Source organism: Kribbella sp. NPDC050281, from assembly GCF_040655855.1.
Classification (GTDB): domain Bacteria; phylum Actinomycetota; class Actinomycetes; order Propionibacteriales; family Kribbellaceae; genus Kribbella.
Genome location: NZ_JBFAKS010000006.1, coordinates 166,599 through 179,843 on the forward strand (window position 1 = coordinate 166,599; position 13,245 = coordinate 179,843).

At 68.2% G+C, this 13,245-nt stretch carries 16 protein-coding genes; 5 read left to right on the forward strand and 11 right to left on the reverse strand.

Annotation, left to right across the window (positions count from 1 at the left end; genetic code table 11):
- Position 1: 1 nt before the first annotated feature.
- Positions 2-568, reverse strand: coding sequence for a peptide deformylase (locus AB0I34_RS09200; RefSeq protein ID WP_360441999.1), 567 nt, complete (start codon positions 566-568; stop codon positions 2-4).
- A complete protein-coding gene (locus AB0I34_RS09205; protein WP_360442002.1) occupies positions 565-1,071 on the reverse strand; it encodes an ACT domain-containing protein in 507 nt (168 codons plus the stop codon). The genes AB0I34_RS09200 and AB0I34_RS09205 overlap by 4 nt, the downstream gene beginning before the upstream one ends.
- A 104-nt stretch (positions 1,072-1,175) precedes the next feature.
- Between AB0I34_RS09205 and AB0I34_RS09210 the strand changes: the two genes are divergently transcribed.
- On the forward strand, positions 1,176-2,297 hold the full coding sequence (locus AB0I34_RS09210; RefSeq protein ID WP_360442005.1) for a histidine kinase: 1,122 nt from the start codon (positions 1,176-1,178) through the stop codon (positions 2,295-2,297).
- Positions 2,294-2,953 carry a response regulator transcription factor gene (locus tag AB0I34_RS09215; RefSeq protein WP_360442008.1) on the forward strand — a complete coding sequence of 220 codons (660 nt, stop codon included), beginning with the start codon at positions 2,294-2,296 and terminating at the stop codon, positions 2,951-2,953. Before AB0I34_RS09210 ends, AB0I34_RS09215 begins: the two co-directional genes overlap by 4 nt.
- On the opposite strand, the gene AB0I34_RS09220 is transcribed toward AB0I34_RS09215, so the two are convergent.
- The gene (locus tag AB0I34_RS09220; RefSeq protein WP_360442011.1) at positions 2,954-4,261 is read right to left on the reverse strand and encodes an NAD(P)/FAD-dependent oxidoreductase; all 1,308 of its coding nucleotides are present in this window, start codon (positions 4,259-4,261) and stop codon (positions 2,954-2,956) included.
- A gap of 297 nt (positions 4,262-4,558) precedes the next feature.
- On the opposite strand from AB0I34_RS09220, the gene AB0I34_RS09225 reads away from it, so the two are divergent.
- Both AB0I34_RS09225 and AB0I34_RS09230 read left to right on the forward strand, forming a co-directional pair.
- The gene (locus AB0I34_RS09225) at positions 4,559-4,948 is read left to right on the forward strand and encodes an ester cyclase (RefSeq protein ID WP_360442014.1); all 390 of its coding nucleotides are present in this window, start codon (positions 4,559-4,561) and stop codon (positions 4,946-4,948) included.
- Between the two features lie 103 nt (positions 4,949-5,051).
- Positions 5,052-6,170: a serine hydrolase domain-containing protein gene (locus AB0I34_RS09230; protein ID WP_360442017.1), complete on the forward strand. Its 1,119-nt coding sequence runs from the start codon at positions 5,052-5,054 to the stop codon at positions 6,168-6,170.
- On the opposite strand, the gene AB0I34_RS09235 is transcribed toward AB0I34_RS09230, so the two are convergent.
- From AB0I34_RS09235 to AB0I34_RS09250, 4 genes are all read right to left on the reverse strand, one after another.
- A complete protein-coding gene (locus AB0I34_RS09235; RefSeq protein WP_360442020.1) occupies positions 6,171-6,473 on the reverse strand; it encodes an antibiotic biosynthesis monooxygenase family protein in 303 nt (100 codons plus the stop codon).
- 19 nt (positions 6,474-6,492) lie between these two features.
- A complete protein-coding gene (locus AB0I34_RS09240; RefSeq protein ID WP_360442023.1) occupies positions 6,493-6,822 on the reverse strand; it encodes a nucleoside triphosphate pyrophosphohydrolase family protein in 330 nt (109 codons plus the stop codon).
- 19 nt (positions 6,823-6,841) lie between these two features.
- Positions 6,842-7,672, reverse strand: a complete 831-nt coding sequence (locus tag AB0I34_RS09245; protein WP_360442026.1) for a uracil-DNA glycosylase — start codon at positions 7,670-7,672, stop codon at positions 6,842-6,844.
- 105 nt (positions 7,673-7,777) lie between these two features.
- Complete coding sequence (locus tag AB0I34_RS09250) at positions 7,778-9,199, reverse strand: MFS transporter (RefSeq protein ID WP_360442029.1); 1,422 nt, start codon at positions 9,197-9,199, stop codon at positions 7,778-7,780.
- Between the two features lie 145 nt (positions 9,200-9,344).
- On the opposite strand from AB0I34_RS09250, the gene AB0I34_RS09255 reads away from it, so the two are divergent.
- Entirely contained in the window at positions 9,345-9,926 is a 582-nt protein-coding gene (locus AB0I34_RS09255) for a helix-turn-helix domain-containing protein (RefSeq protein WP_360442032.1), read from the forward strand.
- Here the strand turns inward: AB0I34_RS09255 and AB0I34_RS09260 are convergent.
- From AB0I34_RS09260 to eno, 4 genes are read right to left on the reverse strand one after another with little or no spacing between them, the layout of a single operon-like run.
- Positions 9,923-10,840 carry a Ppx/GppA phosphatase family protein gene (locus tag AB0I34_RS09260; RefSeq protein WP_360442035.1) on the reverse strand — a complete coding sequence of 306 codons (918 nt, stop codon included), beginning with the start codon at positions 10,838-10,840 and terminating at the stop codon, positions 9,923-9,925. The two genes, AB0I34_RS09255 and AB0I34_RS09260, sit on opposite strands and share 4 nt — an antisense overlap.
- Positions 10,833-11,315, reverse strand: a complete 483-nt coding sequence (locus AB0I34_RS09265) for a DUF501 domain-containing protein (protein ID WP_360442038.1) — start codon at positions 11,313-11,315, stop codon at positions 10,833-10,835. The genes AB0I34_RS09260 and AB0I34_RS09265 overlap by 8 nt, the downstream gene beginning before the upstream one ends.
- Positions 11,312-11,917, reverse strand: coding sequence for a septum formation initiator family protein (locus tag AB0I34_RS09270; protein WP_360442041.1), 606 nt, complete (start codon positions 11,915-11,917; stop codon positions 11,312-11,314). The genes AB0I34_RS09265 and AB0I34_RS09270 overlap by 4 nt, the downstream gene beginning before the upstream one ends.
- Before the next feature lie 21 nt (positions 11,918-11,938).
- A complete protein-coding gene (gene eno, locus AB0I34_RS09275) occupies positions 11,939-13,219 on the reverse strand; it encodes a phosphopyruvate hydratase (RefSeq protein ID WP_360442043.1) in 1,281 nt (426 codons plus the stop codon).
- Positions 13,220-13,245: the final 26 nt, after the last annotated feature.

The following is a 13,245-nucleotide window of genomic DNA, read 5'->3' on the forward strand; positions in this document are numbered from 1 at the left end:
GTTACTGGTAGACCTTTCGCGGGTAGACGGCGTGGGCGCCGGCGACCCGGTCGAGGAAGAGTTGGCCGTTGCAGTGGTCGATCTCGTGCTGGAGGGCGCGGGCCTCGAAGGCGTCGGTGGAGATCGTGACGTGGTCCGTCGTACCGGGGAGGACGCCGGTGACGGTCAGCCTGGTGGCGCGTTTGACGTCGCCGGTGAAGTCGGGGACGGACATGCAGCCCTCGCGGCCCTTCTCCTGGCGGCTGGACTCGACCACGACCGCGTTGCACAGCACAAAGACACCGTGACACGTCCGCGTCTTGGGATGCCCGATCACGTCCAGCGCGAACATCTGCGCCGCGATCCCGACCTGCTGAGCCGCCAGCCCGACACAGCCGGGCGAGACCCGCATGGTTGCGACCAGATCGGCAGCAAGAGCGACCATCACGGGGTCGAGCGGGTCCACGGTCGCGCCTTCGGTGGCGAGGACCGGGTGAGGCGCCCGTATCACCTCCAGAGTGTCGCCGATGATCCCGAGCTGGGCGGGGCTCCAGCTGGCGAGGGTCTGGTTCAGGTGTGCCACGCTCACAGGTCGTCGCTCTCCGTGGGCCGTAGCGTGACGCCGACCCCGAGCTCCTCCGCGGTGATCTCCAGCGCCCGGTCCAGCCAGGCCAGCTCGGCGGTCGGCGGGATCTCGACCTCGGCGGTCAGCACGTACAGCTCCCCGCTGAGCCGCGTCGCCAGGTCCGTGATCGTCCCACCGGCGGACGCGATCATCCGGGTGACCGCCGCGACGATCCCCGGCCGGTCCGCGCCGTGCACGCTCAGCAGGTACGACGGCCCGATCGGTGCGTGCTCGTGTTCGGGTCCCATGATGCGCACCGTGATCACCAGCTCGCCTCGCAGCGGCTCGAGCGCGGTCTTGACCTCGTCGAACGGCCCCGAGCACACGATCATCATGGCGAAGTGGCCGCGCAGCAGCGTCATCGTGGAGTCCTCGAGGTTGACCCCGGTACCGACGAGGGCCTCGGTGACGTCCGCGATGATGCCCGGGCGGTCCGGGCCGATGACGGTGACGGCGAGCTGACTCATGCCCGGCAACCTACCGTCGACCTAAGTAGGCGATCACACCGACTTCGGTATCCGGACAGCCGTCATCGGCCCGGAGAACGCTTACGCACCGCTACATTCGTGTCATGCCCGCGTCCGCGAACCATCGCCGCAGTACGCGCGACTGGATCGTGGACAGCATCGTCTTCGTCATCGCGGTCCTGCTCGGCCTGGTCCTGTTCGACCAGAGTCAGAAGGAAGGGGTCAGCTCCACCCTGCTGGCGGTGGACTTCTGTGCGGGGATGGCGCTGTGCCTGACCCTGTGGTTCCGCAGGCGCTGGCCGGTTCAGCTGGCGCTTATCGCGGCGGTGGTCTCGATCTTCTCCGACACAGCCAGCGCGGCGACGCTGATCCTGATCCTGTCGGTCGCCGTGTACAAGCCGTGGCGAGCCACGCTGCTGGTGTTCGCGGTGAACTCGATCTCCCTGTTCGCCTACATCCAGGTCAAGAACCAGAACGACGACGCCGCGATCGTCATCGCGGCGACGTCGATCTACGTCGCCGTCGCCGGCTGGGGTCTCTACATCCGGTCCCGCCGCCAGTTGCTCCAGACGCTCCGCGACCGGGCCGATCGCGCCGAGACCGTCGCCAAGCTGCAGGCCGAGCAGGGCCAGATGCGTGCCCGGGAAGAGATCGCCCGCGAGATGCACGACGTACTGGGCCACCGTCTCTCGCTTCTGAGCGTGCACGCCGGTGCCCTCGCGTATCGCCCCGACGCGTCCACCGAGGAGGTCGCAGGCGCCGCCGAGATCATCCGGGCCAGTGCTCATCAGGCATTGCAGGACCTCCGCGAGGTGATCGGCGTACTGCGGGCGCCCGTCGGAGAGCTCCCGCAGCCGACGTTCACCGATCTCCCCCAACTGGTCGAAGCGTCCCGTACGGCGGGAGTCCCCATCGACCTCACCCTGGATGCTCCCGGCGCGTTGCCTGACCACGTCGGACGGACGGCGTACCGGATCGTCCAGGAAGGTCTCACCAACGCGATGAAGCACGCGCCAGGTGAGAAGCTGACCATCACCGTGACCGGTGCCCCAGGCAACGGTCTGTCGGTGGAGGTGCGCAACCCCGCGCCGCACCGCAGACGAGGAGATGGGCAGGGTTTGATCGGACTGACCGAACGGGCGGCACTGGTCGAGGGACGGCTCGAGCACGGTCGCACCCCCGATGGCGAGTTCCGCCTCTTCGCCTGGTTACCGTGGCCGGCATGAGTATCCGGGTCCTCATTGTCGACGATGACCCGCTGCTGCGTGCCGGGCTGAAGCTGATGCTCGGCGGCGCTCCCGACATCCGTGTGGTCGGTGAGGCCAGCGACGGCAGCGGTGTACAGGGCCTGATCGATCGGCTGGCTCCGGACGTCGTACTGATGGACATCCGGATGCCAGGCACCGACGGTCTGACCGCGACGGAAGCGGTACGACGCCGCCCGGGTGCGCCCGAGATCGTCATCCTGACCACGTTCGACGCCGACGAGCACGTACTGCGCGCGCTCCGCGCCGGGGCGGCCGGGTTCGTACTCAAGGACACCCCGCCGGCCGAGATCGTCGATTCGGTACGCCGGGTGGCCGGTGGGCAACCGGTGTTGTCACCGGCCGTCACGAAACGCCTGATCACCCGGGTGGCCGCGTCCGGCCAGGACCAGCGCAAGGCCAAGGCGATGGACCGCCTCGCCGACCTGAACGACCGCGAACGCGAGATCGCCGTTGCGGTCGGCGAGGGCAAGTCCAACGCCGAGATCAGCGCGACGCTCTATCTGAGCGTGCCGACCGTGAAGACCCACGTCTCGCGGATCCTGACCAAGCTCGACCTGAACAACCGGGTCCAGATCGCGCTCCTGGTCCACGACGCCGGTCTACTGCACGACTGATCAGGACCGGGTCGCGCGGCGGAACTCCTCGTTGGGCATCTGGAGGCTGCCGAGCGAGATCACCTCGCGGCGGAAGAACAGCGCCAGCGTCCAGTCGAGGACGACGCGGGCCTTCCGGTTGAAGGTGGGGACGCGCGACACGTGGTAGGTCCGGTGCAGGAACCAGGCCGGCCAGCCCTTGACCTTGATACCGTACAGCTGCGCGACGCCCTTGTGCAGGCCGAGGCTCGCGACCGAACCGACGTACTTGTGCTTGTAGTCCTGCGGCGGCTGACCGTCGACCACCCGCAGGATGTTCGCGGCGAGCCGGTTCGCCTGGCGGACCGCGTGCTGCGCGTTCGGTGCGCAGTACGCCCCGGTCTCCGAGGTCAAGTCAGGTACGGCGGCGTTGTCGCCGGCCGACCAGGCGTCGTCCACGCCCTCGATCCGCAGGTTGGGCAGGCACTTGACCCGGCCCTTGTCGTCCAGCGGGAAGTCGGTGCCGGCCAGTGCCGGGTTCGCCTTCACGCCGGCGGTCCAGACGATCGTGTCGGCGTCGAACTCGTCGCCGTCGCTGAGGATCACGTGACCCTTCTCGCAGGACTCCAGCCGGGTCTCCAGCTTGATGTCCATCTTGCGCTTGCGCAGCTGGTCGACCGTGTACTTGCCCAGCTCCGGGCCTACCTCGGGCAGGATCCGCCCGGTCGCCTCGACCAGCACCCAGCGCATGTCCTCGGGCTTGATGTTGTCGTAGTACCGGGTGGCGTAGCGGGCCATGTCCTCCAGCTCCGCGAACGCCTCGACACCGGCGTACCCACCCCCGACGAAGACGAAGGTCAGCGCGGACTTGCGCAGCGCCGGGTCGGGCTGCGACGACGCGACGTCCAGCCGGTCCAGCACCTTGTTGCGCAGCGCGATCGCTTCCTCGACGTTCTTGAACCCGGTCGCCTCCTCGGCCAGTCCGGGGATCGGCAGCGTCCGGGCGATCGAGCCGAGTGCGACCACGACCTGGTCGTAGGCCAGCTCGTACTCCGGTCCCTCCTCGGGCATCACCTTGGCGACCTTGTTCGCGTGGTCGATCCCGGTCACCCGGCCGGTCACCACCCGGCAGCCCTTGAGGGTCTTGCGCAGCGGCACCACCACGTGCCGCGGTTCCACCGAGCCGGCTGCCGCCTCCGGCAGGAACGGCTGGTACGTCATCACCGACCGCGGGTCCACGACCGTGACCCGGATCCGGCCTTTCCTGGCCGCGCGGCGCAGGCCGTACGCGGTGTACATCCCGACGTAACCGCCTCCGACGACGAGGATGTGCGGCACCTGGGCTGTCATGCGGCTCACTCTCCCTGAGTGGTCGTCCGACTTAATGTCTACTTCAGGTTATCGGCTCGTGAAAACTTTCACAAACCCTCTGGGGAGTGATCTCACGCACCGGAACATCCCCCGTCCGAGCGACCTCTCACCCCCTCATGGTGACGCCATCCGGGCCGTACGCCGAGCCCTCACGCCACCCGTCACAGAACCGCAAGAGCTCTGCGTCTGTCAGTACCCGGTGGTGTTCGGCCTTGCCGGGGTGCGGGATGCGTCCTAGCTTCGCAGCAGATGAATCGCGGCAGGGTGGGAGCAGGCATGGATCGCGAAGAGATGGTGCGGATCGACGATGCGATCACCGACGCGATCGGGGCCGGTGATCTCGGTGCCTTCGACACCCTGATGGGGCCGGCGCTGGCGGCGGACTTCCGCGTGGGCATCGGCGAGATCCGCAGCGCCTTCCCCGACTATGCGGGCATCGTGGTGAGCCGGGTGGTCGAGGGCGACCGGATGGCGAGCCATTTCGTCTATCACGGCACGCACCAGGGCGAGTGGCTCGGCGTACCCGCGACCGGTCGGCGGGTGCGGTTCGTCGGGACCAGCATGAATCGGTTCGCGAACGGCGTGATGGTAGAGGCCGACGTCGTTGTGGACATGCTGGAGGTCCTCAAGCAACTAGGTGGGTTCCCGGACGACGAGCCTGCCTAGAACCAGGGCCGACCCGCAGGGATTCGGGGGCGTTCCCGGGTACTTCGGCGTGCGCTGCTCCGGAAGGGTGGCGGGCACGGATTGCTGAACCGGGAGGCTGGGGATGAGGCGCGCACTTCGGGCGTTGGTGGCTGTGACGACTATGTCGGCGATGGTTGCGGTGCCCGCCGCTGCTGTTGCCGCGCCGGCGAAACAGGATCGGGCTGAGCTGCAGAAGCAGCTGGACAACGTTGTGGATGCTGTCGCGGTGGGGGCGGTCGCGGAGGTGCGCGACGGGCACCACGTGTGGCGTGGGAGCAGCGGCGTGGCCGAGCTGGGTAAGACACGGGCGGTTCCGGTCAGCAGCCGGTTCCGGGCCGGGAGCATCACGAAGACGTTCCTGGCGACCGTCGTACTGCAGCTGGTCGATGAGGGGTCATTGCGGCTGGACGACAAGGTCGAGTCGTGGCTGCCTGGCGTCGTACCGGGTGGTGACGGGATCACCGTGCGGCAACTGCTCAACCACACCAGCGGGGTGTTCGACTACCGGCTGACCTTGACGCTGCCGCCGAGTCCGGAGTTCCTGAACTATCGGTGGCGGACCTGGAGCGCGAGCGAGCTGATCCGGCGCGCCGTCGCGCAGCCGTCGCAGGTCGACCCGCCGGGCTCGGCCTTCTCGTACTCGAACACCAACTACACGCTGCTCGGCGAGATCGTCCGCAAGGCGACGGGCCACTCGTATGCCGACGAGATCGAACGCCGGATCATCAAGCCGCTGCGGTTGAGGGATACCGAGATGCCGGGTACGTCGCCCCGGATCCGCGGGCCGCACCCGCACGGCTATCTCCCGGTGCAGCGCAGCGAGAACGACGTGGAGCTCGTCGACTTCACCGAGATGAACCCGTCACTGTTCGGCGCCGGCGGCGAACTGATCTCGACGACAGCCGACCTCAACCGCTTCTTCACCGCACTCCTCGACGGTCAGCTGCTGCCACGCCACCTCTTCGACGAGATGAAGACCGCAGGCACCGAGACCAGGAACTACGGCCTCGGCCTGTCCTGGCGAGACACCACCTGCGGCATCCGCCTCTACGGCAACGACGGCGACGCCCTGTCCTACCAGTCCTGGTCCTTCTCAAGCCGCGACGGCCGCCACCAGGTCACCATCGCCGTCACCCCCACCTTCAAAACCGACCCCGATGCCGCAGTCGACAACTTCCTCAACAAAGCCATCTGCGGCTGACTACGCGGTGCCGCCGTTGTGCAGGTATGCGACCTGGCCGTAGGCACCTTCTGGCGTTCCGGCCACCAGCGACATGATGCGTTTGGTGGCCGACACGACGCGGTCGGAGCGAGTCCCGGCGTCGTGTGCCGCCTTGTCGGTCCAGAGCTGCGTCAACCAGATGGTGTCCGGATCATCGAGGGCCGCATTGACGCTGCACAACTCAAGGCCGGGTATGCCGCCCTCCAGCATGTCCTTGAATCCCTGGACGAGTGCCTCCCGCTGTCCCGGTTGCGCGGTCATCTTCCCGTAAACACTGAACACGTTCGTCCTCCAGGTAAGTTCAGCGGTTGTCGCCGCTGCCGCCTAGCACGGAGCGCTTCTGGCGACTGGCGAGTTTCTCGATGTTCTTCTCGCCGACTTCACTCAGTGGAATGTCGAAGTAATCGGCGAGCACAGCGACGTACCACATGACATCGCCGAGTTCCTTGGTCAGATCCTCGACGTCCACCGTCGACAGGTCGCTGTCGTGGTCACGGATGATCTTCTTGACCTTCTCGGCGATTTCACCAGATTCCCCGACCAAGCCGAGCACGAGATGCAGGAACTCGTTCTTCTTGTCACGGGGAGCAGCCGTACGGAGCGCAGCCTTCTGGTAATCGTCCAAGTCCACGTCGCGAGTGTAGAACTGGTCAGATGTCGGCGATGGTGCGGGCGCGGTCGAGTACGGCGTCGAGCATGGCTTCGGTCAGGCGGCCGGTGAAGGTGTTCTGCTGGCTGGGGTGGAAGCAGCCCAGGACGGTGACCTCGCCCTGAGGGGTTCGTAGCCGGTGTTCTACGCCGTGGCCGAACTTGGGGCGAGGTTTGGGGATGGTGGCGCCGAGGGCGGCCAGGCCGTTGAGGAGGGCGTCGTACCCGAACTTGCCCAAGCAGACGATGGCCTGGGTGGTCGGGAGGACGAACTCGAGCTCCCGGCGGTACCAGGGTGCGCAGTTGTCGCGTTCTTCCGGCGTTGGTTTGTTGGCGGGTGGCGCGCAGCGGACGGCGGCGATCATGCGGGTGCCGATCAGGTGGAGGCCGTCGCCGGCGTGTTCGCTGGTCGCCTGGTTGGCGAGGCCGACTCGGTGAAGCGCGGCGAACAGCCAGTCGCCGGAGCGGTCGCCGGTGAAGACACGACCGGTGCGGTTGCCGCCGTTCGCCGCGGGCGCGAGGCCGACGATCAGGATCCGCGGCTCGGCCACACCCCAACCGGGGATCGGCCGGCCCCAGTACGGCTGGCCGGCAAAGGATTTTCGCTTGCCGATAGCAACTTCTTCCCGCCACTCCACGAGTCGCGGGCAAGCCCGGCACATCGAGACCCGTGCCTCCAACTCCCCCAGGTCCTGCGTCTCGGTCAGTGCGACCACCTCGTCCGCATCCCGCGCAACCGGAGTACGACGTGCGGCGGAATCCTCCGGCCACCCGGTTCCCGGCGGAACCGGGCTGTCGAACAACTCCCCCGTCAACGGGTGCGGAAGCTTCATCCGCACAGGCTAGCCCCCGTCTGAATCCGCCCACGTGGCATGCCTTTCCGGAAAGAAGTCGTCTCCTGGTGACGACTTCTTTCCGGAAACCGAGGACTGCCGAGGTTAGCGAACCAGTTCTTCGAGGAGCGGGTCTGGTGCCGCGTGCTGGGTTCGGCGGTGGGTGGGGATGGCCAGGGCCAGGAGGACGGCGGCTGCGGCGAAGGCGGCCAGGAGGAGGAAGGTGTCGGTGAAGCCTGCTTCGGTGGGGAGGCCGGACGGTTGGGTGTGGCCGGTGATGATGGAGCTGGCCAGGGCCGTTCCGATCGAGCCGCCGATGGTGCGGATGTTGGCGTTCATGCCGGTCGCCGCTCCCGTCTGCTCGCGCGGCGCGTTCTGCACGATCAGGCTCGTCATCGACGCATAGGCCATCCCGAGGCCGATGCCGAACACCGCCGTCCAGAGCGCGACCTGCCAAGGCTCGTCGTGGAGCTCGGCGAACGCGAGCGAGGCCACCAGGATCAGCGCCGATCCCCAGACCACCTGGGACTTCACACCGCAGTACGGCGTGATGGGACCACTGAGGGACCCGGTGACGGCCATCGTGACCAGCATCGGCAGCATCAACAGACCCGCCTGCGTCACGCTCGAGCCGAACCCGAAGCCCGCGGCCTTCGGGATCTGCATGAACTGCGGCACGAACGCGTACACCGCGAACATCGCCGCACCGAACAGCAGCGCGACCAGGTTGGTCGTCCAGACCGCCGGCAGCCGCATCATCCGCATGTCGATCAGCGGGTTCCGCGACCGAAGCTCAACGGTGATCCAGCCGGCCAGCAGTACGACGGCAGCCGCGAACAGCACGATCGTCCGCGCCGAACCCCAGCCCCACGACCGCCCAGCACTCAACGGCAGCAGGAGAGCGATCAGCCAACCGGACAGGAACGCGGCCGCCAGCCAATCGATCCGACCGGGCACACGAACAGGCGACTCGGGGAGATAGCGGCGTACAAGCACCGACGCGAGGGCGATCACGATCAGCGGGATCCAGAACAGCCAGCGCCAACCGAGCGCCTCCACGATCGGGCCGGCCAGCACGATTCCGAGTCCGCCGCCGGCCGCGATGATCGCGGAGACCACTCCGACCACTGACGGCACGCGCTCGCTCGGGAACTCGTCCCGGATGATGCCGAACGACAGCGGGAACACCGCGCCGCCGACGCCCTGGATGACCCGGGCCGCGATCAGTACGCCGATGTTCGGAGCGAGCGCGGCGATCAGACAGCCGACCGCCAGCGCGATCAGCGCGCCGAGCAGAGTGCGCTCTTTGCCGGTCATGTCGCCGATCCGGCCGAGCAGCGGCGTCGCGACGGAGACGGACAGCAGGAGCGCGGTGAAGACCCAGGTGACCGTGCTCGGGGTGGTGTGCAGGTCGTGCTGGATGACGGGCAGTGCCGGGCTCACCAGCGACTGCAGCATCGAGAAAGCGGCCACGACCGACGCCAGCACCGCCAGCGTCACTCGCGGTGAGGACATATTTCCGGGCATGCAGAAGTCCTTCGAAAGGGTGTGAGCGCGCCGCACCCGCGGCGCGGGAATTCCCCGGCCTGGTAAAGTCGAGGTATGCCTCCACTATAGCGGAGGGATGCCTCCGCTTGCAACGCGGATGGCACACGATGGATAGGGTGATCGGATGGTGAGTGAGACCAGGCCGGCCCTGCGGGTCGACGTACGACGGCCGCAGCGGGCCGACGCGCGACGGAACTTCGACGCGCTGCTCGCCGCCGCCCGGGACGCGTTCTCCACCAAGGGCACCGAAGCGTCGCTGGAGGACATCGCGCGGCAGGCCGGTGTCGGGATCGGCACGCTGTACCGCAACTTTCCGACCCGCCAGGATCTGGTGCGGGCGGTGTACCTGGGCGAGATCGAAGAGTTGTGCCTCGCCGCCGAGGACGCCGCCGACCTCCCGCCGTGGGAGGCGCTGTTCACCTGGCTGCGCCGGTTCGTCGCTTACGCCGCGACCAAGCGCGCGATCTACGAGTCACTGAATCGGGAGGCTGCCGAGTTCAGCGAGGCGCGGGAGGCGATGTACGCCGCCGGGACGCCGCTGTTCGAGCGCGCCCAGGAGGCCGGCGAAGCGCGCAAAGACGTGTCCTTCGACGACATGCTCCGGATGGTCAGCGGCCTGACCGCCGCGGGATTCGTCGACGACGAGCAGCGCGAACGCGTGCTCCGGATCGCGCTCGACGGCGTCCGCGCCCGCGCGGCCGACTAACCGATCGAGAGGGCGACGCCGTCGAGGATGTCGTGCTCGGAGACGATCACCTCGCCGACGGCCATCCGGTCGTACAGGCGCTGCAGGATGAGCGCGCCGGCGCCGATCACGTCCACCCGCCCCGGGTGGATCACGGGGACGCTGCTCCGCTCGGCCCGTGTCGACCGCATCAGCCAGTGCGTCGTCTCGCGCAGCAGTGAACCCGGGATCCGCGAGTGATGGATCCGCTCGGCGTCGTACTCGGTCAGCTTGGATGCGACCGCGGCGACGGTGGTGACCGTGCCGGCGGTCCCGATCAGGGCGCGTGCCGCAGTGATCGGGACAGTGGTCGAGGCCAGGAGGGCGTCGACGTCTTTCGTGGCGGCGGCCAGTTCGGCGGCTGTCGCGGGGTCGGAGGCGAGGTGCCGCTCGGTCATCCGGACCGAGCCCATGTCGAGCGACTCGGCGGCGATCACGCCGTTCGCGTCGCCCAGGACGAGCTCCGTGGATCCGCCGCCGATGTCCGCGACGAGGTACGGCCCGGGTACGGCGAGAGCAGTCAGACCACCGGTCGCTCCGCGGAAGCTGAGCTCGGCCTCCTCGGCACCTGAGATAATCTCCGGCTCGACGCCGAAGCGTTCCGCGATCCCGGCGAAGAACTTGTCCCGGTTGCTCACATCCCGCGCAGCCGACGTCGCCACGAACCGCGTCCGCGTCGCTCCGGCTGCTCGAATCACAGCGGCGTATTCGTCGGATGCCTTGAACACCCGCTCCAAGGCCTCCGGCGCGAACGCCCCGGTCGCATCCACACCCTGCCCGAGCCGCACGATCGTCATCCGACGATCGATCTGCTTCAGCTCACCATCCACCACATCCGCAATCAGCAGACGGAGAGAGTTGGTCCCGCAGTCAACCGCGGCGACCCGGTCACACACAGGGACCTCGGCGGCCCCAGTCGTCCAGGGCGGCGAGGGCCTCGTCGCCGAGGGGGTTCACACCGGGGCCGGCTGCCAGGGAGTGGCCGACGAGAACGTGGAGGCATTTGACGCGCGTCGGCATGCCGCCGGCGGTGATGCCGGCGATCTCCTCGACATGCTCGATGGACTCGCGATGGGCGAGGTAGGACTCATGAGCCGCCTGGTACTTCGCCGCCAGGTCCGCGTCGGTGCCGAGCCGGTCGGTCATTTCCTTCATCATGCCCTCGGCCTCGAGCGTGCCGATCGCCGATGCCAGTCGCGGGCAGGTGACGTAGTACGTGGTCGGGAACGGCGTACCGTCCGGCAGCCGTGGCTCTGTCTCAACGACGTCGGGCAGGCCGCAACTGCAGCGGTGGGCGATCGAGCGGATGCCACGGGCGGTCCGGCCCAACTGCTTGCTGACCGCTTCGGTGTCCTCGGGGCTGACGCTCACCGGGTCGCCTTGGGAGAGGGTGTGATGATCGGCTTCGGGGTGGGTTTGGCCGGGATGGCGGACGGCGGCGCGGGGGGTTCACCGGCGCCTTCGACACTCCCCCAGAGCTTTGTGTACCAGGTCGGCTTCTGCGCGTCCGCCGTACCGTCCGACGGCGTGTTGGGCTCCGGCGGCGCACCGACCGGCTTCCCGTCCGCGCCGATCACCCGGTAGCCGACCTCGCCCGGCATCACCCAGCCGAGCCGCTGCCGCGCCTGCGCCTTCACGTAGGCGTCGTCGTTCCAGCGGGCGATCTCGTCGTTCAGCTCGCCGACCCGCTTCTCCCGGTCCCGGATCTCCTGCTGCAGCGCGGTGATCTGCTGGTGCTGGTCGAACCACACCCGCAGGCTCTGCGCGTACGACACGATCAGCGCACCCAGCACCAGCAGTACGACGGCCGCCCGCCCGGTCAGGTTGCGGGAACCCCGGGTCCGGGCCGGTCCGGCGGCCGTTCCCGTCGTACGACGTTTGGGCTGGTCGCCCCGCCGGGCCGGTGGACGCGACTGGGTACGGCTCGACGGACGCGAGCCGGGTCGTGCACCGGATTCCCGACGGGACGGCATGCTGTCTCGACTCCTCCTGGGTCAGCCCTGGTACCGCGGGAAGGCGGAGCGACCGGCGTACGCCGCGGCGTCGTCCAGCTCCTCCTCGATCCGCAGCAGCTGGTTGTACTTCGCGGTGCGGTCGGACCGAGCCGGGGCACCGGACTTGATCTGGCCACAGTTCGTTGCGACCGCGAGGTCGGCGATCGTGGTGTCCTCGGTCTCGCCGGAGCGGTGGCTCATCATGCAGGTGAAGCCGCTGCGGTGGGCCAGGTCGACCGCGTCCAGGGTCTCGGTCAGCGAACCGATCTGGTTCACCTTGACCAGCAGGCTGTTCGCCGCCTTCTCCGTGATACCGCGCTGCAGCCGCTCAACGTTGGTGACGAACAGGTCGTCGCCGACCAGCTGGGTCTTGGTGCCGAGCTCGGTGGTGATGGCCTTCCAGCCGTCCCAGTCCTCCTCGTTCAGCGGGTCCTCGATCGACACGATCGGGTACGACGCGACCAGGTCGGCGTAGTACGCGATCATCTCGTCGGCCGACTTCTTGCCACCCTCGAACGCGTACACGCCGTCGGTGTGGAACTCGCTCGCGGCCACGTCCATTGCCAGCGCGATGTCCTTGCCCGCCTGTAGGCCGGCCTTCTCGATCGCGACCAGGATCAGGTCCAGCGCGTCGCGGTTGCTCGGTAGGTTCGGCGCGAAGCCGCCCTCGTCGCCGAGGCCGGTGGACAGGCCGCGCTCCTTCAGCACCGCCTTCAGCGCGTGGTAGACGGTCGCGCCCTGCATCAGCGCCTCGCCGTAGGTGGCCGCGCCGATCGGGGCGATCATGAACTCCTGGACGTCGACGTTGCTGTCCGCGTGCGCGCCGCCGTTCAGGATGTTCATCATCGGCACCGGCAGGACGTGCGCGTTCGGGCCGCCGACGTAGCGGAACAGCGGCAGGCCGGCGCTGTCCGCGGCCGCCTTGGCCACCGCGAGGCTGACGCCGAGGATGGCGTTCGCGCCCAGCTTGGCCTTGTTCGGGGTGCCGTCGAGGTCCAGCAGCGCGTGGTCGATCAGCCGCTGCTCGTGGACGTCGTACCCGACGATCTCCTTGTCGATGTCCTCCAGGATGGCCGTGACGGCCTTCAGGACGCCCTTGCCGCCGTACCGGGCCTTGTCGCCGTCACGCAGTTCGACGGCCTCGAACTGGCCGGTGGACGCGCCCGACGGGACGGCCGCCCGGGCGACTGTGTCGTCGTCGAGCAGAACCTCGACCTCGACAGTGGGGTTGCCGCGCGAGTCGAGGATCTCGCGGGCGCCGACGGCCTCGATGGTGGCCACATTGACTCCCAAGTTCTCGATGACGA